Source organism: Pseudoalteromonas sp. NFXS53, assembly GCF_056629255.1.
In genome coordinates, this window is sequence record NZ_JBWVBR010000009.1 from 1 (window position 1) to 20,092 (window position 20,092).

Here is a 20,092-nt window from a genome sequence, read left to right on the forward strand (position 1 = left end):
TTACCCGTGAGGCTTAACCATACAACGCCAAAGTGGTTTTAGCTCAGAAGCTAATATGAACTAAAGTAGAAGTTTTAAGAATTATCAGATTTTTTCCAGATTTAAAGCAAAGTGATTAGATAAGCGATATCGCGAAATCAATTCACCTTGCGCAAAGGAAATGAGTGCTACGCACTTGTCATTAACCCTTTGCACGTTAAGTATTTCCTGGTGACTATAGCGTTTTGGAACCACCTGACCCCATGCCGAACTCAGAAGTGAAACGAAACAGCGTCGATGATAGTGTGGGCTTCCCATGTGAAAGTAGAACATCGCCAGGGCCTAATTAAAGAAACCCGTTGCAGCAATGCAGCGGGTTTTTTGCTTTTAAGTCCCTCATCATCAGCTAAACTAGTTTATCTCACCTTGCGCGAAAAGAATGTAAGCGCTACGCGCTTGTCATAAACCTTTCGCACGATATTAACCTTGCGCAAAAGAAGCGAACTGACTGCGTTCGCTGCCGCTAATTTTGCAAGATAGCGTCGATGATAGTGTGGGTGCGGCCAGCTTGGCTTCCCATGTGAAAGTAGAACATTGCCAACACCTATTTAGAGAAAGCCCGATTCGAAAGAGTTGGGCTTTTTTGCTTTAAGTCCCTCTGCAATATATAAAATGGTTCACTTCACCTTGCGTAAAAGAACCGTACTCACTACGTTCGCAGTCGCTAGCCTTTTACACTATGAAACATTCTCATGAGCTTTTATCTATCTTATATGCTGTAATGGTTAAACAATAATCATAAGGAACTCTAATGAAATCAATCTTATATGTCTTTTTCTTAACTATTTCATTATCAACTTTTGCTAATCCATTGAAGGGTACTTGGGAGTATGTCAGTGGTGAATATGCAACACCAGATGGAAATGTTAAAGCTGAAGCGCCGGCAGTAACTTCAACTCGAATCGTTTCAGATACGCACTTTAGTTATATTACACGCCACTCAAATAAGTTTGCTTATGCAGGTGGAGGCACTTATGTTATCAAAGATAATTACTTTATTGAGACAGTTGAATATGGCAATTTAGAAGACTACATCGGTAGAACTATGGCCTTTACCTTTAAAGTCGAAGGTGACCTTTGGTATCACACATTGTATGAAAATGGTAAGTTTGTTGAGAGTGAAATCTGGAAAAGGGTACCGAGCAAACTTTAAAAATGCCTTTATTACTTTGAATCCTAGAAAGTTATTGAAAATGTTCTGTAATTAAGTAAAGTACACTATCGCTTTTTAGAAGTTATATTGTAAGCAGTATTTACGTGTATATTGAATGCCAAATGCTGTTCAGGGGTTAGTATGAGCATAGAGCATAAGACAAGAACTCAACTTGTTGCAGAAGCAATTAGAGAGAAAATACTTTCTGGTGAGATTAAAGCTGGTGAACCATTAAGACAAGCTGCTTTAGCAGAAGAATTGAACGTGAGCAGAATCCCTGTTCGAGAAGCGTTACTTCAATTAGAAGCTGAAGGTCTTGTTAATTTTGAAGCTCACAAAGGTGCTACAGCGACACAATTGAGTGCAGATCAAATAGATGAAATATTTGACTTACGTGCATTGTTAGAGGCTGAGTTATTAAGTCATTCTATTCAGAAACTTACACCTCGTGATTTATTAGAAGCTGAAGCTATTTTGTATGACTTAGAAGAGGCTGTTGAACGAGGTGATACTCAACTTGCCACTGGTAAGTTGAACGCAGAGTTTCACGGAAAGCTATATTGTAAAGCTGAACGACCGCAAACTGCTGAACTGGTAGATATGTATAGTAAGAACTCTGAACGTTATGTACGTATGCATATCCTACTAGCAGGTGGTTTTGCAACTGCGCCTGAAGAGCACCGCACGTTATTAGACTTATGTAAGAAAAAAGACATAGATGCAGCGTGCGCTTTCTTGAAAAAACATATTCTAAGTGCCAAAGAAGACATTAAAGAGCTTCTCATTAAAATGGAACAAGAGTAGAAAGAGCGGCTTCGCCGCTCTTTTGTTACAGTGTATATTTACTTATTATTCTGTACACTTCGTTAATATTATCCCCGGCTTTAAACTCTTTAACAAGCGGCTCAGTCTCAGAGCCGATCCACAGTTTTAATTCAGAGTCCATGTCAAAGTGTCCAGCAGACTCTTTACTAAATTTAGTGATCTTGTTGTACGGGATAGTCAATATTTCCATTTTGGAACCAGTTACCCCTTGCTTATCAACCAATATTAAACGTTTATTAGTGAAAACAAACATATCTCGTATTACTTGATACGCTTTTTCTATTACTTCACCTTCGATCAAGCTATCTGCTAGTAACTCTTCTGTTTTACTACTATCAGCTTCACTTGCATTGCCTAATAATCCACTCAGTAAACCCATAGTTACTCCTTATTGAATAATTCGTTTTCTAACGTGTTACCGTTAATTAGCTGTCGATATTGCCAATTTAGTTTATGACAATATTTTAGTAACTGTATATCAAATTGTTTATTTTCTGCTTTGTACTCAATGACAAACTCTTTACTTTGAGTTTGCTGTACATGGGTTACGTCTTGTAATTGTCTTAAGTAATCTAATGCCTGGTGTGGTTCAGCTATTAGCTGTAGTGTTAAATAACTATGCTCACCTTGATAGCTATGCGTCTTATGTTCTGATAGAACCCCTTGCTTTAGATATAAGATATTTGAACACAGTCTTTCAAGTTCATTTAAATCATGTGAGCTTAAGATAAAAGTTGCTTGGTCGCTTAAATCCGAAATTATATTTCTTATCTCTCTGGCATTTACCGGGTCTAAGCCTGCAGTTGCCTCATCAAGTAGAATAATTTCTGGTTTATTAATTAAGGCTTGTGCAATACAGACCCTTTTCCTCATACCATGAGATAACTCAGATATTCTAGCGGAGAGATTATCTTTTAAACCTACTAACTCAAGTACTCTATGAGTTTCATTTATTGCGTTGGGTTTTGGCAAGCCCTGAAGCCTGGCAAAGAAATTTAGCTGTTTTTCTAATGAAAACCTTGGGTCTAATTGTGCATCTTGTGGAAGTGCAGAAAGTTTACTGAATAGTTTTGGATCTTCAATGTTATAGCCCAATACTTCTACTCGACCTGAGTCAGGTTTTAGATATCCGCAAAGAATACTGAATAGAGTTGTTTTGCCAGCACCATTTGGCCCTATAAGCGCCGTTGTTTTGCCTTTTTCAATTTCAAAAGACACATCTTTTAACGCGGCTTTTGACCCAAAGCTTTTACTTAAATTTGTCACTTTTATTACTGAACTCATAATGCACGTTTCCTTAAAGCAACAATAGAAATGAGTAACCAACTCACACTTTGTACAACAGGTAATAGCCAATCAATGAAAGATATATTCTTTTGTCCTGCTACATCTGTAATTTGTTCACCAGGAAAGGCATAGAACAAAACGTCAAGAAACGAAATGTAATGCGCAAAATAGGTAATGACAGCTGAGCCTAATGTAAATAACAAAATTGCCATTACGATACTTAATCTTGATGAACTAGTGACTATGTTGAGAAATGCCATCAGCGCAATAAAAGGCATACTTATTAAAGTTAACTGTATACTGAGCTTTAAACCGAGCAATAAGCCACTTGAAAAGAGAGAAAAGTCTCTGTAAGACATTATGATCAAAGTGGCTAGGGCTGTTGCAGTAATTAAAATAGCGATAATCAAAAGTTGACCAAGATAACGACCAAGTAGTATTTCGTCCCTTGTACTTCTAAGAGATAAGAATCTGAGCGTGCCTCTCTGCCTGTCTCCTACAGTTTGATCTGAGCTAACAAACAATGAAAATAGTGGGAAGCAATACAGTGAAATTATCCAATAAATCGCAAATTCAGCCTCAGGCCAAGAGATAAGCTCTTGAAAGCCTATTCCTCCAGCCATTTGTCTAGCAATATCTTTGAACATCGGACTACTGAGAAAAGGCACGGCTTCGGCAATGAGGTATTTAAAAATCATAAACCAAACCATTGCGAATGCGGCGAGGGCCAATAAGCCTCTTTTTGTTGCAAATATACGTGTCAATTCAAATTGCGTAATTTGCCATACTCGAAACAATGACATAAATTCTCCTTTAACTTACGCTAACATTAGCTGTTACTCTAAGTAAATTAAAGACTTAAATTGTTTCAGAGTATGGCAGTTGTAACAAAGTTATCTAATCAAGAATAACTTTGAAATTACCAGCCACACTGTCGGCCTTGGTTTTGTTCATCTAAGTATTTTTGCAGTGGTGCAAAGTAATCTAGAATGGCAGTTGCATCCATTTGCTCGCTGCCAGTCAATGTCGCTAATGCTTCTTGCCATGGGCGACTACTGCCCATCTTAAGCATAGTATTTAAACGTTCACCAGCTTCTTTAGAGTTATAAACAGAACAACGATGAATTGAACCTTTGTCACCGGCTATTTCACACAGTGCTTTATGGAACTCAAATTGTAAGATATGTGCTAAGAAGTAACGTGTGTAAGGTACATTACCTGGAACATGATACTTTGCACCTGGATCGAAATCGTTTTCAGTTCTGGCTATTGGCGCTTGAATTCCTTGATATTTTTCACGAAGCTCCCACCAAGCTTGGTTGTATTCTGCCGGGCTAATTTCACCATTGAACACTTTCCAACGCCATTGATCCACGAGTAATCCGAAAGGAATAAACGCAACTTTGTCTAGCGCCATCTTCATTAACAAACCAATGTCTTTTGATTCGTCAGGCACTTCATCTAATAAACCGATTTCTTTTAAGTAACCAGGTGTTACAGACAGTGCAATTGTATCGCCAATGGCTTCATGGAAACCGTCATTCGCGCTTTCTTGGTAATATACTGGCTGAGTATTGTAAGCGCGTTGATAGAAGTTATGTCCTAACTCATGGTGAATAACAGAGAACTCCTCGCCTGTACGTTGAATACACATCTTGATGCGTAAGTCTTCTTTAGCATCTAGATTCCACGCCGAAGCATGGCATTGTACATCTCTATCTTTTGGCTTGGTGAATAGGGAGCGACTATAAAATGTCTCAGGTAATGGAGCAAAGCCCATCGAAGTGAAAAACTTCTCAGCACCTTTAACCATGGTTAGTTCATCATAATTGTGTTTCGCTAACAACTCTGTCACATCATAGCCTGGATCTGCATTTTCGGGTGCAACAACGTCATATATATTGCCCCAAGTTTGTGCCCACATATTACCTAGTAAGTGAGCAGGGATCGGTTGGTCCTGTGGTACTTTATCTTCTCCATATTTCTCACCAAGTTTGGCACGAACATGACAATGTAAAGAATCATAAAGTGGCTTTACTTGACCCCAAATCCTGTCTAGTTCATCTGCAAAATCATCAGCGGGCATATCATATTTACTTCGCCACATTGCCCCGGTATCGGCATAGCCTAGTTCTTTTGCACCTTCGTTTGTTAGAACAACTTGCTTTTCATAAAGAGGGCGCATTGGCTTTGCAACTTGTCGCCAACCTTGCCAGATATCTAATAACTCCTCGTAATCTCGAGACGTAGCCATTTTAGATGTCATTTCGCCAAGGCTCATACACTTTTCGCCTTTGCAGTATTTACCTTTACCGTACATACCGTCTAATTCGGCCAGAATATTTGCCAACTCTTTAGATTTCTCTGCATTTTGAGGAGCAGGCAGGGTTAGAGCCAATTTTAGTTTGTCCATTTTTCGACGATTATCTTCACTTAGATTAAGTGAGTCGAATTTTGCTGCTTCATTAGCCAAACGAACAACTACATCTGTATATTCACGATTAACATCTGCAGAGAGTGATGCTGTATCTTCAGTAATAAAGTTTGCATAAATCCAAGCCGCACGAGATGCTCTAGCGTTTAGGTCTACTAATGTTTCAGCAGAGCTAGCTAGAAATGTCTCTGCATCTTGTTCAGTGACTGCTTTACTTTGGCTTACGGTATTACAAGCTGTAAGGGCGAGTGTACTTGAAACTATTAACGCCCCAATACTCAGTTTAAAATTTGTTGTCATTATTTTTTCTCAGTTGTATTTATTCGAAGGAATAATAGCAGCGGTTCAGGGGGGCGACAATGTGACGTTGCTGAGAAGTGGTGTTATAACAAATAAAAAAAGGCTGGATTACCAGCCTTGTGTTTCAATCTTATCTTGCAAAAGGATCAGGGTTAATCTTATCGACGTACCATTTGCCTTTCTTACGAATCATTTGAACGCTGCGCATATCGTCAACTTGTTCACCCCGAAGCATACCAGTGAATACTAGGTTGACTTTGGCATCATCGCCATATTGCTCACGAAGGCTTTGATTGGTCATATCAACTTCAATTGTGACAGAGTCATATTGTAGATTTACTAAGTTTCTTGCAAATTGTTTTGCTGTTCCATAAGAACGCATTATCCTGCCCATTTTTGGCGTTGCAAGCTGTATCGCGGCATCAAAATCTTTTTTGTTATAGATGGCATCGAAATACATAGTCGCTGCATAACCAGGACTACTTTTGTCGCCCCTTGAAGATTCATCAGAGCCACAACCGAAAAGCGTAACTAGAACAAGAAGAAGCAGTGTTGTGATTTTTGTCATAGTGAGAAAATATTTTAAAACAACTTAACTTAGTGTGTCTCGTTAAGCTTATTTTGTAAAGTGAATGAGAAAACTTTGAGAAACAAAAAAGCTCGGCATTTACAATGCCGAGCTTTTTATCACCCTTAAGGGTTAGTTATTTAGAGGATTTTCTAAATTCGCATCTGCTATATTATCGGTTTGTTTGTTTTTCTTACGAAACAAACCTTTGATATCTTCTAGTACTACATACTGACACGGTATTAATATCAAAGTAATCACTGTTGCAAACAAAACACCAAACGCAAGAGATACAGCCATTGGTATAACTATTTGAGCTTGCAAGCTAGTTTCTGTGATAATTGGTACTAAGCCGATAAATGTTGTTAAAGAGGTAAGTAAAATAGCTCTGAAACGTTTACAGCCAGCCTCAACAACAGCTTGTTTTAAGGCAATACCTTCTTCTCTAGCTTTATTAACAAAATCAACCATGACCAGTGAATCATTAACTACAACACCTGCAACCGCGATGATCCCGAAGAAAGAGAGACTACTCATTGTCATGCCCATAACAACATGACCAAAGACAGCACCAACCACGCCAAATGGGATCACAGACATAATCAATATAGGTTGTGAGTAAGAGCGAAGTGGAATCGCAAGAAGCGCAAAGATGATCATCATCGATAGTGCAAAATCACGAATTTGTTCAGCAACACTGTCCATTTCTTCTTGAATTCGACCAGCAACACTACTTTGTACACCAGGGTAGTTTTTCAATAAAGAAGGCAGGTATTCATCACGGATTTCTTCAGCAATTTTGAATGGCTCAGCTTGGTTTGTATCTACTGCAGCCCATACATTGATTGTACGTTTGGCATTCTCGCGACGAATACGACTTACACCGTCAACTAAATTAATTTTAGCGACTTCAACAAGTGGCACTTCAGCACCCGCTGGAGTAATGATACGGACATTTTGTATATCACTAATAGAGTTACGAGACTCTTTAGGGTAGCGGATCATCACTTTAATTTCTTCACCTTCACGAAGAATACGTTGTGCTTCTAGGCCGTAATAACTAAAGTTAACCTGGGATGCAACATCAGCCAGAGTTAAGCCCATACTATAAGCGAGTGGCTTCAATTCTAACTGAACTTCGTCAGTTGCACTTTGCATCGAGTCGTTCACGTCACCTACACCAGCCATAGAGTTCAGTTTTGCCTTAAGCTGTTTGGCAACTTCTTTTAACTCATCCTTATTCTTACCTTCGAGCCTGAAACTAATGTCGCCATCATCTCGGCCACCATTCATGATGCTATCTTCGATGTTAAGTGTTTTAACACCAGGTAAAGGCGGCATTTGTTCGCGCCACATGGCACTTAACGCGAAAGTGTCGATAGGGCGAAGGTCTGGCTCTACTAAGATTGCCATGATCTGAGCATTGGTTCTGCCTCGTAGGCTAACCGACAGGTCACGTACCATTTTTTGACCATACTTAGCTTCGATTTGTTTATCGACTTCTAAAATAAGCGCTTCAACTTTTTGTGCGGTTTCCAGTGTGGCAGTTTCAGAACTCGAGAGGTTCATCTCTATTCTTACTTGAGGGAAGTCATGCGGAATTTTAGGGTTTGCGACAAACTTCACTAATCCACCTGCAAACATGCCTGCAGCAACGATGAGTACAGTTAAGAAACCAACAATTACGGTGTAACGGTAGTGAATACAGCGTTCAATAAATGGGCGATAAAGGTTTTCGATAAAGTTCTTAAGACCCCCATCTAAAATTTCACGTAAACGATGGAATGGGTTTTTAGGGTTACTCGGCTTATCTTTCATCGCTGCTAAGTGAGCAGGTAAGATTAGCTTAGACTCAACTAAAGAGAAGATTAGGCAAAGAATAATTACACCACCAATGGCCTTTGAAAATGCCGCAGCTGGGCCTGTTGCTAGTGTTTGTGGTAAAAATGCGGCAACCGTTGTCAAAACACCAAAAGTTGCTGGAATAGCAACGCGTTTTACACCACGTACTACATTATCAAGGCTGTGACCTTTCTTTTCTATTTCTGCATGGACAGATTCGCCCACCACAATGGCATCGTCAACCACAATACCGAGTACAAGAATGAATGCGAATAATGAAGCGAGGTTAATGGTCACATCTAAAAAGCCCATCGGCATAAATAAAAATGCACCAAGGAATGAAACTGGTAAGCCCATCATCACCCAAAATGCTAAGCGTACACGCAAGAACAGCGCAAGCATCAACATAACCAGAATACCACCCCAAATCATGTTCTCGATCATCATATTCAAGCGGCCATCTAGGTAGTAAGTTAAATCAATGAAAGGTTCTATCTGGACGTCTGCTGGTAACGTTTTGTTGCGTTCAGCTAGGTATCTCTTAACTGTATCAGCAACTTTGGTGATATCTTGATCTTTTGACGCTCTTAGCTCAAAAGTCAGTGAATTTTTGCCATTGTATTTTGAAAATTGTAAGCCTTCTTCAAAACCATCTTTAACAACTGCAACATCTCTTAAGAAAATCTGTGCGCCGTCTTCTAGTGTTTTTAAAGGTAAGTTTTCAAATTCATGGCCTCGATATGCTTGATTTTCAACACGCATTGAAATGTAGCCATTATCAGAGCGTATTTGACCTGCTGACATATTGGCTGAAAAGGCACGTACTGCTGAAGATATATCTCGGAAAGTTAAGCCATATTCGCGCAGTTTATCTGGGCTAACCTCGATACCAATTTCATAGTTTAAACCACTGAAAAAGCTTAACAGGTTTACACCAGGAAGCGCTAACATTTCGTCATGTAAGGTATTCCCAAGCTCTTTTAGTTCGGCATTGCTCAAGCTGCCACTAAGTGACATCCACATCACTTCTTGTTCGAACTTGTCGTATCGAACGATAGGGCGCTCCATGCCTATTGGAAAACTCGAGATCGAATCAACCTGCATTTTCACTTCATCAAGTACTTCCTGCGGGTTGTAACCTTCTTGAACTTGTATCCAAGTTTGCGAAAATCCACGGTTAGAATAGGTGATGAGTCGTTTGATCCCTTCAAGGCCTTCCATGGATTCTTCGACTTTGATGGTTATGCCTTCTTCAACCTCTTGAGGCGCCGCTCCAGGGTAAACTGCTTGAATACTTAACCATGGGCTTTCAAATTGCGGAAACATCTGTTTGCGAATAGAAAAAGCCGTTAAGATCCCGCCTACTAATATAAATATCATTAATAAGTTTGCAGCAACGGGGTTGCGTGCAAACCAGGCAATTAAGCCTTTTTCGGTTGATGTACTCATGCTTATTCCTCCTTAAGCGCAAGCTGCGTTTCAGGAGAAGTAATAGGAGAGTCATCGGTACGAAGCTGCATTCCCTCGGTCGGATACTCTAGCGCAGACGTAATGATTTGAGCGCCATTCATCAGGCCTTGATCTATGATTGCCATGCCATTTGCTTCACGGATGATATTGACGCCTTTAAAACTTAGGGTTAAATCATCATTTAAAACGGCAACTTTGTTGTCTTTAATTAAGTGTTGCGGTACTTGAATGGCATTTTCAACTAAAGCGCCTTCAATAGAAGCATTTAAGTACGCACCAAAGCGGAGCTGTTTTGAACTATCAGAATAAGGCTGCGTGACCTGCGCGACTAGGTAGGTCATACGGCTGCGTTGATCAATGACACCTTCGCTACGAACCACTTTACCTTGCCAAGTAACAGTTTTACCCGCAACTTGTGCCGTTAAAGCGACATTTGCATTAACACCTTGTTGAGGTAGGTATTGCAATTCATGATCAGCAACAGGAAGACGAATTTCAGCTACTGAAGTAGAGTTTAGGATACCAAATTTACTGCCTGGGTTTACAACACTACCTAAACTGACAACGCGGCTTTCAATAATTGAATCATATGGTGCTTTTATGTAAGTGCGTTCAAGGTTTCGTTTTGCGCGTTTTACACTTGCTTGAGCGGCTTTAAAGCGGGCAAGTTTTTCAGCAAGTTGAGGTTTACGCAAATAAAGTTCAGAAGGAATAGTCTCATTGGCATTATTCTTAATACGCTGCCACTCTTTTTTGGCAACATGTGCTTGAGCCTGTTCAATTTCAAGTGCAGAGCTTGCTTGTGCAAGGCTAGCCTCTGCTTCAATTAAGGCTGCTTCATAGTCGTTAGGATCTATGCGGGCTAAAATATCACCTTGTTGAACAAAGCCACCTTTCACAAATTTATCTGAAAGCTCAATAATTTGTCCGCTAACTTGCGCAACTAGCTCTGTTGTGTACTTAGGTTTGACGATTCCATAGGACTCAACGTTTAGTCTCATATCAGAGATTGTGATAGGCGCAGCCTGTACAAGAGGATGAATGATTTTCTCTGGTTTTTTTTCAGGTGCTTGTTTCATAGATGAAAGTCCAATGAAAACAGCAACACCACCAGCTAAAACCGCTAAGGGTAAGAGAATTTGTTTTTTACTAGCCACAATAATAGTCCTTCCGACGGTAGAATGACGCTTCAGCATTCTATTTTATTAATCTACACAATGAGCATACTCGATCAGATGTTTCTAGGTATTTATATGCAGTAAGAAGATGTAACAATCCGTGTATTCATGACATAGTTATTTACATTTGCAGGTACAACCTAGATTGTAAATATAGTTGATATTTTCAGGATAATTAATTCGGAGATTAATATGGCTTGTTTAGCATGTTAATATAACTTACTGATCACTATTAGAGGCCGTATGAGCGTGGAGTGTCGATTACACTGTGGGGCTTGTTGCATAGCGCCAAGCATAAGTACAAGTTTTCCTAATCACCCAAATGGTAAAAAAGCGGGGGAACGTTGTAAAAACTTGACCGATGATAACTTGTGTAAGTTATTTGGTCTGCCGGAACGCCCCCCTGTTTGCCATGATTTTAAAGCGGTGGAGTGGGTATGTGGTCAAAACCAAACTGAAGCACTTCAGATCCTAACTGAGCTAGAAACCCTGACAAGTTGCTCATAATCCACCAGCGAGATCTAAGAAGTTTCCTGTTGCATAAGATGCTTTGTCTGAAGCTAACCAATAAATGGCGTCAGCGACTTCTCCCGGCTCTCCACCGCGCTTCATAGGCAGTTTTTCTTTTAGTCTATTTACTCGGTTAGGCTCTCCGCCGTCTGCGTGAATGTCTGTATAGATTAACCCGGGCCTTACACAATTAACTCGAATGCCATTTGCAGCTACTTCTTTTGCAAGGCCGACAGTGAGCGTATCAATGGCGCCTTTGCTTGCAGCATAATCTACATATTCGTTAGGTGAGCCTGTTCTCGATGCTGCTGAAGAGACATTAATAATGTTGCCGCCGGTACCGCCAAATTCTGTCGACATATGTTTAATGGCGTATTTAGAACAAAGGAAATAACTCATCACATTACTCGTCAATAATTCTTTTACTCGCTCTTCAGTTAACTCAACGAGTTTTGCCTGCGGTTTTAAAATACCCGCATTATTCACAAGCACATCGATGACACCTAGCTGCTCAGTGACAACCTCAAATAGTTTTTGTACTTCGTTTTCTTTATTAACATCAGCTTGTACGGCAATGGCTGTTCCACCTATTGCTTTAATTTTGCCGACTACTGCATTAGCTGCATCCATATTGTTTAGGTAATTAACGCAAACGGCATAATCATTTTTTGCGAATAACAGCGCTGTAGCTGCACCAATCCCACGGCTTGCCCCTGTAATTAATACGACCTGTTTTTTTTCCATGATACTTCCACATAACTATAAACGCATGAAGAGCGTTTGTTTGAATTTTAGTCTTTATACAATTCATGCTGATGAACTCATGTAAATTTACTATTATTTATAGACTTTAGTAAATTTAAGCTTCTTACATGGTACGTTTTATTTTCAGTGTTATTTTCATTCTGTCATTTGCTTCAGTAGCTAAGGTTAGTTTTGAAGAAAAGATCACTGAGGCTGAAGACTACTTGACGGTCAACCCAGCAACATCTTTGCTAATATTAGAGAAAATAAACAAAGATGGAATTGCTGTCGAGCAATTGATCAGGTGGCATTTGATCAGAATGAGAGCCGCTGTACCAACAAACCAATTAGATAAACTCAGTGAATCTTTAGAAACCGTATTTCACCACAAACAGCATCCTTACTTTAAAGCCCATTTAACTTCGTTTCTGAGTGGCACTGGGATCTACCTTAGGAAAAAGCAATTTCTGGCTGATGCGCAAAAAAGTTTAGAGTGTGCTTATAAATATGCGCAAAATGAAAAACAAAGATTAACTTTAACGAATAGTTTGGCTTTGGTTGCACGCCAGCAGAGCGATTATGATAGTGCAAGGTTACTTTATAAAAAAGCTCGGGCATTGGTGGTAGAGAATAAACGGGAAAGCATCATTGCAATGATAGATAATAACCTCGGAATGATTGAATTCGATGTAGGCAATATTAAAGAGGCTGAAGCGCATTACCGACAAGCATTAAAAGGCTATCAACTAATTGATAAGCGCTCAGGAATAGTGACAGCTAGCATCAATTTACTTTTTTCATTCTTACTACAAGACAAGTTTTTAGATTATCAGCGCTTGTATTCACCAACGGCAACCTTGACACTCGCTTTCCCGAATCAATCTAAACAATCTCTTTTGTACTGGATCCATCAAAGGTATTTACAGCTTCAGGGAGGAAAAATTACCGCTCAAAAAATTCAAAAACTAAAGGAGGCATATACTAATTTAGAAGACATTAAGGTCAAAATACACATATATAAGTATCTTGCCGAATTCATGAACATCTCTTTACAAGCACCAGAAAATAAAGCTAATAAAGAGTTTAATCGTCCATGGTTTGCAGCTATCAAACAGTGTGATTGGGTTTTGGATTAGTTACTTTCAATATTACTCTACATATTTCTACAATAAAGCTTTAATTAAAGCGTCACGAGTTTGTAAGAAATCGCGTTTACTCTAAGTAAAATCAATCTGGACTAGACCAGATTTAACCCAAAATTAGAGATAAATGTAATGAAAAAACTATCCCATGTAGCAGCTGCAATATTGCTGGCTCAAAGCGCACATTCTTTTGCATCAAATGGCAAACTTGTTGGTTCAGTAAAGGATCTGCAAAGTCATTTGTCAGGTGTGATGATCACCGTGAAAGGGCAAAAAGCAACGGCGGTTACAGATTATCGCGGTCGATTTGAATTGCCGATTGTGAAAAGTGGCGAATATACACTTTTAGTGAGCTACATGGGGTACGACAGCGCAGAGGTAAAAATAAAAGTACGAGACTCTGAAATTACTTTACTTGACCCAATCACTTTAAACTCACAACAACAAATAGAAGAGGTTGTGAGTGTGGGTCAAATATTTCGTGGCGAAATGGCGGCGGCCAACAATCAAAAAAATGCCTCGAATATTATCAGTGTGATAGCCGCTGACGGTATTGGAAAGTTGCCTGACAGAAATGCAGCCGAAGCGGTGCAACGTATCCCAGGTGTATCAATTGAGCGCGATCAGGGTGAAGGGCGTTTTGTTGCTGTTCGTGGCTTACCATCGCAATGGAGCTCGGCAAGTATCAACGGCAATCGGCTTCCAACTGCAGAAGAAGAAACAACCAGTAGGGCAACGGCATTTGATTTTTTCCCGAGCGAGTTAATTGAGTTTGTTGAAGTATCTAAAGCCATCACCCCAGATATGGAAGGCGATGCAATTGGTGGTAGCGTTAATTTCATAACTAAAAAATCGGCGGATGATTTTGTGTTTAAAACAAACTTTGCATTGGGTCAGAACGAGCTAGCAGAGGGGACAAATTACTCGGCAAATGTGGTTTATGGAGACCGTTTACTGGATGACAAACTCGGTTTTATTGTCAATGCCACGGCTTGGAAGCGAGATTGGGCAACCGATAATTACGAACCAAGACGTCGAGGTGAAAGCGAAAACTTTGGCATTTATCGACTAGAGCTGAGAGATTACACAGGAACCCGCGAAACATATGGTTTAAATGGTTCTATTGAATACGACTTGGACAATGGCAGTATCAGTGCAAGTGCATTATATGGCACCTTGGTTGATGATGAAACGCACTACAAACATCGACTACGTTTTGATAAAGACAGGGTTGAGCTGCAGCATATTCGCAATGAATTAATTACAGAAATGAATGGTTTAGAGTTCGCGGGTGTCCACAATATTGGTTTTGACAAAACCATAAACTGGCAGTTAGCGACCTATGAAAATGAGTTCAAATATGGTGATAAACCAAATGGACAAGATAACAGCTATTTTGTTATGCGTTTTGACCAGAAAAACGTCGGTTATGTTGGTTTGCAAGAAGCAGCAAATGGAAAAAGCTATGCGTATAACTTAGTTGATGGGGGCGCTGATCCTTGGAATGCTATCAACAACCATTTTGCAAATGGTTTCGCACTGGATGCAACTCAAGCTGGCTTGTCTTGGGTTGAGCTCTATAAAGTATATGTTAAAGAGAAAGATAGGTTGGTTGCAAACCTTGATTTTGAATGGCAAAGAGATTCTGACCTAACCTATCAATTCGGTGCAAAGTACAGAGATAAAGTACGTTATGCAGATTTTGCAGATGAGTTTTACGAGTGGAATAGTGATGAATTTGGTACAGCACCAACACTAGCTGATTTTACACTTGTTGATCAACCCGGTCGAAGCGATTACCTCTCAGAAGCTAATTTCAATTACCAGGCACAGTTTTCTCAAGTGGCCACAACTGAAGATGCAATGGCATTTTGGAATACAAACCGAGAGAAATTCAGATTGGTTGAAGGTGAATCAGCACTCATCAGTAATGGTGGCGCACTCGGTCGAAACTTTGATGTAGAAGAAACACATACTTCAGTCTACGGTATGGCAACCTATCAAATGAGCGCGCAGTTAGAAATACTCGCAGGACTTCGACTGACGCAAACTAAGACCAGTGTATCCGGCTACACCTACTTAGCTGACCAACAACATACTGTAGAAACTACGCAGAGTAATGATTATCTTTCTGTGCTGCCAGCATTACATCTTACCTATCGTGCTGATGAGTCAACGAACTATCGTATTGCATTAACAAGAAGCTTTGCTCGTCCAGACTTTGGCTCATTGACTCCTGGGGCAACTTACCTAGAAGCAGACAACAAGCTTGATTCTGGTAACCCTGCGCTAGAGCCAACTTATTCTAACAACTTAGATGTAATGGTAGAGCACTACTTTGACAGAGTAGGTTTAGTATCTGCGGGTGTGTTTTATAAAGACATTCAAGATCCAATTTTCGAAAAACGCTCGATTGGCAATTACAACGGCCGTGATGGCGTTAATATTGTTCGCCCAGAAAATGGCGACAGCGCGTGGCTTGCAGGAATAGAGTTTGCGTTTAATCGTGACCTTGGTTTTATTTCTCCACAGTTAGAAAACTTTGGTGTTATGACCAATGCCACATTTATGGATTCAGAAATGACCATTCCAGAGCGGGCAGGCAAGGTTGCTATCCCAAGGCAAGCAAAAGAATTATATAACTTTACTCTTTACTATGACGATACTGAATTTGCAGCTCGTATCGCTGTGAATCATAAAGGTGCTTATATCGAAGAGCATGGCAAATCAGCACAAAGCGACAGTTATTATGGCGCAAATACCAGTGTTGATTTTACCACTTCTTATCAAATCAACGAACAAGCTTTGGTTTATCTAGAGCTGAATAATCTCACCAATGAAGCACTTGAATATTACATGGGCGAAAAAGGCCGACCTTTGCAAGTTGAGTACTACGGTATGCGCGCAATGATTGGCTTTAATTACCAGTTCTAACGGTAACTTCAACGCCTAGTTTTTGTTTCTTATATGTATTAGCTGTTTTGCGAGGTCAGAGATTGGCCTCGTAATTTTCAAGGTTTACTTATGAACTCTTTATCGCTTTGGCAAGTGCCGCCAAAATGGTTAAGGCCAGCTCAAGGGCTCGCTTTTGTCGCATTTGCTGCCTGTAGTGCGTTTATGACGTATTTCTGTATGTATGCATTTCGAAAGCCCTTTTCGGTTAATAGTTATACCGAGCTGGACCAAGACCACTGGCTCGTCAGTTTCAAAATAGCTTTGATCTTATCTCAAGTATTTGGCTACTTAGTTGCGAAATTTATCGGTGTAAAAGTCATTGCTGAGATGCAGCATGCAAACCGAGCAAAAACCATTCTATGGATGATAGTAAGTGCCGAACTTGCCTTGATCTTATTTGCTATCTCACCTTCACCACTCAATGTGATTTGGTTATTTTTTAATGGCTTATCTCTTGGCATGATTTGGGGGCTGGTTTTTAGTTACCTAGAAGGGCGTAAAACCACCGAGTTACTTGGTGCAGTGTTAAGTGTGACGTTTATTCTTGCGTCGGGCTTAGTTCGTACTGTGGGTAAATGGCTTATGGTGGAAATACAGGTATCGGAAATGTGGATGCCCGCAGTGACTGGTGCCATTTTCTTACCTCTTTTGGTTATTTCTGTGTTGTGTTTGAGCAGTTTACCGGCGCCTACAGAATCAGATGAGCAAGCCAGACAAAAAAGAGCCCCAATGAACGGCGCGCAAAGGTGGGCGTTTTTTAAAGAATACGGGGTTGGGATCACCTTACTGGTATTAAGCTTTTTACTCTTCACTGGGTTTCGAGATTTTCGAGATAATTTTTCTTCAGAAATTTGGCACGCACTTGGGTATGGACAAGAGCCTGCCATTTTTGCTTATGCAGGCGTTCGAATAGCTTTAATTGTCTTAATTGCGTTAGCGGCTTTGGTCTTGATTAAGAATAACCGTATCGCATTTTTTGCCAATCACGGTTTTATCTTACTGGGCACGGCTTTATTGGCAATAAGCACATGGGCGTTCGAGCAGAGTTTGTTGGATGCTAAAGCGTGGATGGTACTACTTGGAGCAGGACTTTACATCAGTTACATCCCCTATAATTGCTTTTTATTTGACCGAATGATTTCAGCAGTTGGCTCAACCGCAAATGCTGGGTTTTTGCTTTATCTCGCAGACTCAGCAGGTTATGTCGGCTCAGTTGGCATTTTACTTTATAAAACTTTTGCATCACCAGAATTAAGCTGGTTGAATTTTTTTATTATGGCTTGTTACTGGGTCGCGGCTATTGCCAGTGCGCTGGTGGTGAGCTCTTTACTGTATTTCAGTTTCAAACTTAAACCTTTTCAGCCTGGTTATTCTCTACAACCAACACATCAAAACTAACGAACAGGAACATCAAAATGAAACATATTGAAGCGCTAATTTTAGATTGGGCCGGCACCGTCGTGGATTATGGCTCAATCGCACCCACGAGTATTTTTGTTGAGGCTTTTAAGCTAGGCTTTGATTTTGAGATTAGTCTTGAAGAAGCTCGTGGCCCAATGGGAATGGGGAAATGGGACCATATTCATACACTGTTAAATACAGGTTCAATTCGAGTACGTTGGCAAAATCAATTTGGTCGTTTACCTAATAAAGAAGATGTCGACCACATTTACAATACATTTATGCCTTTACAGCAGGCTAAAGTAGCTGAGCGCGCAGCACCAATCGAAGGCGTGTTACCAGTATTACATCGATTGCAATCAGATAACGTCAAAATAGGCAGTTGCTCAGGGTATCCAAAACCAGTGATGGATGTTTTGGTGCCTGCTGCGGCAGAATATGGTTATAAACCTGATTGTGTGGTTGCAAGTGATGAGTGCGAAGCTGGCTCTCGTCCTGGGCCTTGGATGGCATTAGAAAATGTTCAAAAACTGGGTATTTCTCGAGTAAGTGCCTGCGTAAAAGTAGATGATTCAGTACATGGTATTACTGAAGGGCTAAACGCAGGGATGTGGACAGTAGGCATCGCAGTTACAGGTAATGCCATTGGCTTGAGCGAGCAGGAATGGGCAAATGAGAATGAATTATCACAAGTGTCACTTACTCGTAAAGCTTATACGCAATTGGCTTCGGCGGGTGCCCATTATGTTATTGATTCGCTAGCTGATATTGAGCCGATTTTACATGCGATTGAAGCCAGAATAGCAAGAGGAGAAAGACCTTAATGCGCTTTGTGCCTTTTTGGTTTGATGAGGCAATAACAGAGGCAGATGACAAATCTGCCTCACACTTGACTCATGATATAAACACAGATGTATGTATTATTGGTGGTGGTTTTACAGGGCTTTGGACAGCGATAAATCTGAAGCTAACAAAGCCTGAACTTGATGTTGTGATTATCGAAAAGGACTTGTGCGGACAAGGGGCCTCAGGCAGAAATGGCGGTGCGATGCTCACTTGGTCTACAAAGTTTGGCAGTTTAATTAAGCAAGTTGGTTTAGAGCGGGCGATGTATTTGGTCAAAGCCTCAGAACAAGCAGTACACGACATTAAAGCGTTCACTGAAAAATATGCCATTGACTGTGATTGTCGAGTTGATGGGATGTTTTATACGGCTTCTAACGCCTCACAGCAAAATGCCTTTAAACCTGTGCTCGATTTACTTGCTACACATCAACTCAATGCATGGCAAGGTGTTACACAAGATAAGCTTGAAATGACGGGCTCAAAAGCGAATTTATCTGCAATTTTTTCGCCCCATGCTGGCAGTGTTCAGCCTGCCAAATTAGTTCGAGGTTTATTTAGAGTGGCCAAGCAACTTGGTGTGAAAATATATGAACGGACCAAGTATATTCAGTATCAGGGCGATGAAACTTTAAATATAAAAACCGACCTAGGTATGATCAAAGCCAATAAACTGGTGTTTGCAGTGAATGCTTGGCTCCCTAAGCTTGAGCCACAATTTGCACGTTCTGTGGTGTTAGTTTCGAGTGATATGGTTATCAGCAAAGCCAACCCAGAAGCCATTAAAGCAATGAAGCTGAATCATGGCGCTCCGATTATAGATAGCCGAATTTTCGTCAATTATTATCGAACCACGACATCAGGCAGACTAATGCTAGGTAAAGGCGGAAACTATTTTAGCTTTGCAAATCATGTTTCAAGGAGGTTTGATCAGCCAAGCCGATACTTAGAAATGATGAAGCATTACTGGCAATATTTTTTTCAACACAGCGGATTAGAAATCGAAAGAAGTTGGACAGGACCGTCTGATAGAAGTGTCAGTGGACTGCCTTTTTTTGGGCAATTAAAAACTCAGAAAAATATTTACTATGGCAGTGGATACTCAGGTAATGGCGTAGTGCAGAGCTACCTTGGCGGTAACATCTTGGCGAGTTTAATTTTGAACAAAGCAGATAAGTGGCGAGACAGTGGCTTAGTTAATCAGCCAATTGCACAATTTCCTTTTGAGCCTATCAGAACCATAGGGGCATACATGGTGCGAAATGCTATTCGCCGAAAGGAATATGCCGAAGATTTGAATAAACAAGTGGCACCTTGGGACAGTTATCTAAGTAAACTCAGTGGTTCAGCCGCTAAAGTAGATACCTCCTTGAACAAGCGATAATACATAGGGTTTTCATC

16 protein-coding genes and 1 rRNA gene are annotated in these 20,092 nt (G+C 40.3%); 9 read left to right on the forward strand and 8 right to left on the reverse strand.

Features of this window, described 5'->3' with window-relative positions; translation table 11 throughout:
• Positions 1–206: 206 nt before the first annotated feature.
• The 3 genes from rrf to AC1HJP_RS10995 all read left to right on the forward strand — a co-directional run bounded on the left by rrf (position 207) and on the right by AC1HJP_RS10995 (position 1,996).
• Positions 207–320 (forward strand): 5S ribosomal RNA (rrf, locus tag AC1HJP_RS10985).
• Positions 321–790: 470 nt separating this feature from the next.
• Positions 791–1,192, forward strand: a complete 402-nt coding sequence (locus tag AC1HJP_RS10990; RefSeq protein ID WP_480361852.1) for a hypothetical protein — start codon at positions 791–793, stop codon at positions 1,190–1,192.
• Between the two features lie 141 nt (positions 1,193–1,333).
• Positions 1,334–1,996 carry a GntR family transcriptional regulator gene (locus tag AC1HJP_RS10995; protein WP_480361853.1) on the forward strand — a complete coding sequence of 221 codons (663 nt, stop codon included), beginning with the start codon at positions 1,334–1,336 and terminating at the stop codon, positions 1,994–1,996.
• Positions 1,997–2,021: 25 nt separating this feature from the next.
• On the opposite strand, the gene AC1HJP_RS11000 is transcribed toward AC1HJP_RS10995, so the two are convergent.
• The 7 genes from AC1HJP_RS11000 to AC1HJP_RS11030 form a co-directional block, all read right to left on the reverse strand.
• A complete protein-coding gene (locus AC1HJP_RS11000; RefSeq protein WP_480361854.1) occupies positions 2,022–2,396 on the reverse strand; it encodes a PH domain-containing protein in 375 nt (124 codons plus the stop codon).
• Positions 2,397–2,398: 2 nt separating this feature from the next.
• A complete protein-coding gene (locus AC1HJP_RS11005; RefSeq protein ID WP_480361855.1) occupies positions 2,399–3,301 on the reverse strand; it encodes an ABC transporter ATP-binding protein in 903 nt (300 codons plus the stop codon).
• A complete protein-coding gene (locus AC1HJP_RS11010) occupies positions 3,298–4,107 on the reverse strand; it encodes an ABC transporter permease subunit (protein ID WP_480361856.1) in 810 nt (269 codons plus the stop codon). The genes AC1HJP_RS11005 and AC1HJP_RS11010 overlap by 4 nt, the downstream gene beginning before the upstream one ends.
• A 116-nt stretch (positions 4,108–4,223) precedes the next feature.
• Entirely contained in the window at positions 4,224–6,038 is a 1,815-nt protein-coding gene (locus tag AC1HJP_RS11015) for a M2 family metallopeptidase (RefSeq protein ID WP_480361857.1), read from the reverse strand.
• 130 nt (positions 6,039–6,168) lie between these two features.
• Positions 6,169–6,606: a hypothetical protein gene (locus AC1HJP_RS11020; protein WP_480361858.1), complete on the reverse strand. Its 438-nt coding sequence runs from the start codon at positions 6,604–6,606 to the stop codon at positions 6,169–6,171.
• Positions 6,607–6,738: 132 nt separating this feature from the next.
• Positions 6,739–9,897, reverse strand: a complete 3,159-nt coding sequence (locus AC1HJP_RS11025; RefSeq protein WP_480361859.1) for an efflux RND transporter permease subunit — start codon at positions 9,895–9,897, stop codon at positions 6,739–6,741.
• Between the two features lie 2 nt (positions 9,898–9,899).
• Complete coding sequence (locus tag AC1HJP_RS11030; protein ID WP_480361860.1) at positions 9,900–11,075, reverse strand: efflux RND transporter periplasmic adaptor subunit; 1,176 nt, start codon at positions 11,073–11,075, stop codon at positions 9,900–9,902.
• Between the two features lie 270 nt (positions 11,076–11,345).
• Here AC1HJP_RS11030 and AC1HJP_RS11035 point away from each other — a divergent pair, with 270 nt between their 5' ends.
• The gene (locus AC1HJP_RS11035) at positions 11,346–11,603 is read left to right on the forward strand and encodes a YkgJ family cysteine cluster protein (protein WP_480362006.1); all 258 of its coding nucleotides are present in this window, start codon (positions 11,346–11,348) and stop codon (positions 11,601–11,603) included.
• Here the strand turns inward: AC1HJP_RS11035 and AC1HJP_RS11040 are convergent.
• Positions 11,598–12,350, reverse strand: coding sequence for an SDR family oxidoreductase (locus tag AC1HJP_RS11040; protein ID WP_480361861.1), 753 nt, complete (start codon positions 12,348–12,350; stop codon positions 11,598–11,600). The two genes, AC1HJP_RS11035 and AC1HJP_RS11040, sit on opposite strands and share 6 nt — an antisense overlap.
• A 128-nt stretch (positions 12,351–12,478) precedes the next feature.
• Between AC1HJP_RS11040 and AC1HJP_RS11045 the strand changes: the two genes are divergently transcribed.
• The 5 genes from AC1HJP_RS11045 to AC1HJP_RS11065 all read left to right on the forward strand — a co-directional run bounded on the left by AC1HJP_RS11045 (position 12,479) and on the right by AC1HJP_RS11065 (position 20,075).
• Positions 12,479–13,486, forward strand: a complete 1,008-nt coding sequence (locus tag AC1HJP_RS11045; protein WP_480361862.1) for a tetratricopeptide repeat protein — start codon at positions 12,479–12,481, stop codon at positions 13,484–13,486.
• Positions 13,487–13,624: 138 nt separating this feature from the next.
• Entirely contained in the window at positions 13,625–16,426 is a 2,802-nt protein-coding gene (locus AC1HJP_RS11050) for a TonB-dependent receptor (RefSeq protein WP_480361863.1), read from the forward strand.
• A gap of 90 nt (positions 16,427–16,516) precedes the next feature.
• Entirely contained in the window at positions 16,517–17,845 is a 1,329-nt protein-coding gene (locus tag AC1HJP_RS11055; RefSeq protein ID WP_480361864.1) for a DUF5690 family protein, read from the forward strand.
• Between the two features lie 17 nt (positions 17,846–17,862).
• On the forward strand, positions 17,863–18,672 hold the full coding sequence (phnX, locus tag AC1HJP_RS11060; protein ID WP_480361865.1) for a phosphonoacetaldehyde hydrolase: 810 nt from the start codon (positions 17,863–17,865) through the stop codon (positions 18,670–18,672).
• Complete coding sequence (locus tag AC1HJP_RS11065) at positions 18,672–20,075, forward strand: FAD-dependent oxidoreductase (RefSeq protein ID WP_480361866.1); 1,404 nt, start codon at positions 18,672–18,674, stop codon at positions 20,073–20,075. The genes phnX and AC1HJP_RS11065 overlap by 1 nt, the downstream gene beginning before the upstream one ends.
• Positions 20,076–20,092 lie beyond the last annotated feature (17 nt).

What these genes read in the sequence shown, in the direction of transcription:
- AC1HJP_RS10990 (WP_480361852.1), top strand. Translation starts at nt 791, where the DNA reads ATGAAATCAATCTTATATGTCTTTTTCTTAACTATTTCATTATCAACT.
- AC1HJP_RS10995 (WP_480361853.1), top strand. Translation starts at nt 1,334, where the DNA reads ATGAGCATAGAGCATAAGACAAGAACTCAACTTGTTGCAGAAGCAATT.
- AC1HJP_RS11000 (WP_480361854.1), bottom strand. Translation starts at nt 2,396, where the DNA reads ATGGGTTTACTGAGTGGATTATTAGGCAATGCAAGTGAAGCTGATAGT.
- AC1HJP_RS11005 (WP_480361855.1), bottom strand. Translation starts at nt 3,301, where the DNA reads ATGAGTTCAGTAATAAAAGTGACAAATTTAAGTAAAAGCTTTGGGTCA.
- AC1HJP_RS11010 (WP_480361856.1), bottom strand. Translation starts at nt 4,107, where the DNA reads ATGTCATTGTTTCGAGTATGGCAAATTACGCAATTTGAATTGACACGT.
- AC1HJP_RS11015 (WP_480361857.1), bottom strand. Translation starts at nt 6,038, where the DNA reads ATGACAACAAATTTTAAACTGAGTATTGGGGCGTTAATAGTTTCAAGT.
- AC1HJP_RS11020 (WP_480361858.1), bottom strand. Translation starts at nt 6,606, where the DNA reads ATGACAAAAATCACAACACTGCTTCTTCTTGTTCTAGTTACGCTTTTC.
- AC1HJP_RS11025 (WP_480361859.1), bottom strand. Translation starts at nt 9,897, where the DNA reads ATGAGTACATCAACCGAAAAAGGCTTAATTGCCTGGTTTGCACGCAAC.
- AC1HJP_RS11040 (WP_480361861.1), bottom strand. Translation starts at nt 12,350, where the DNA reads ATGGAAAAAAAACAGGTCGTATTAATTACAGGGGCAAGCCGTGGGATT.
- AC1HJP_RS11045 (WP_480361862.1), top strand. Translation starts at nt 12,479, where the DNA reads ATGGTACGTTTTATTTTCAGTGTTATTTTCATTCTGTCATTTGCTTCA.
- AC1HJP_RS11050 (WP_480361863.1), top strand. Translation starts at nt 13,625, where the DNA reads ATGAAAAAACTATCCCATGTAGCAGCTGCAATATTGCTGGCTCAAAGC.
- AC1HJP_RS11055 (WP_480361864.1), top strand. Translation starts at nt 16,517, where the DNA reads ATGAACTCTTTATCGCTTTGGCAAGTGCCGCCAAAATGGTTAAGGCCA.
- phnX (WP_480361865.1), top strand. Translation starts at nt 17,863, where the DNA reads ATGAAACATATTGAAGCGCTAATTTTAGATTGGGCCGGCACCGTCGTG.
- AC1HJP_RS11065 (WP_480361866.1), top strand. Translation starts at nt 18,672, where the DNA reads ATGCGCTTTGTGCCTTTTTGGTTTGATGAGGCAATAACAGAGGCAGAT.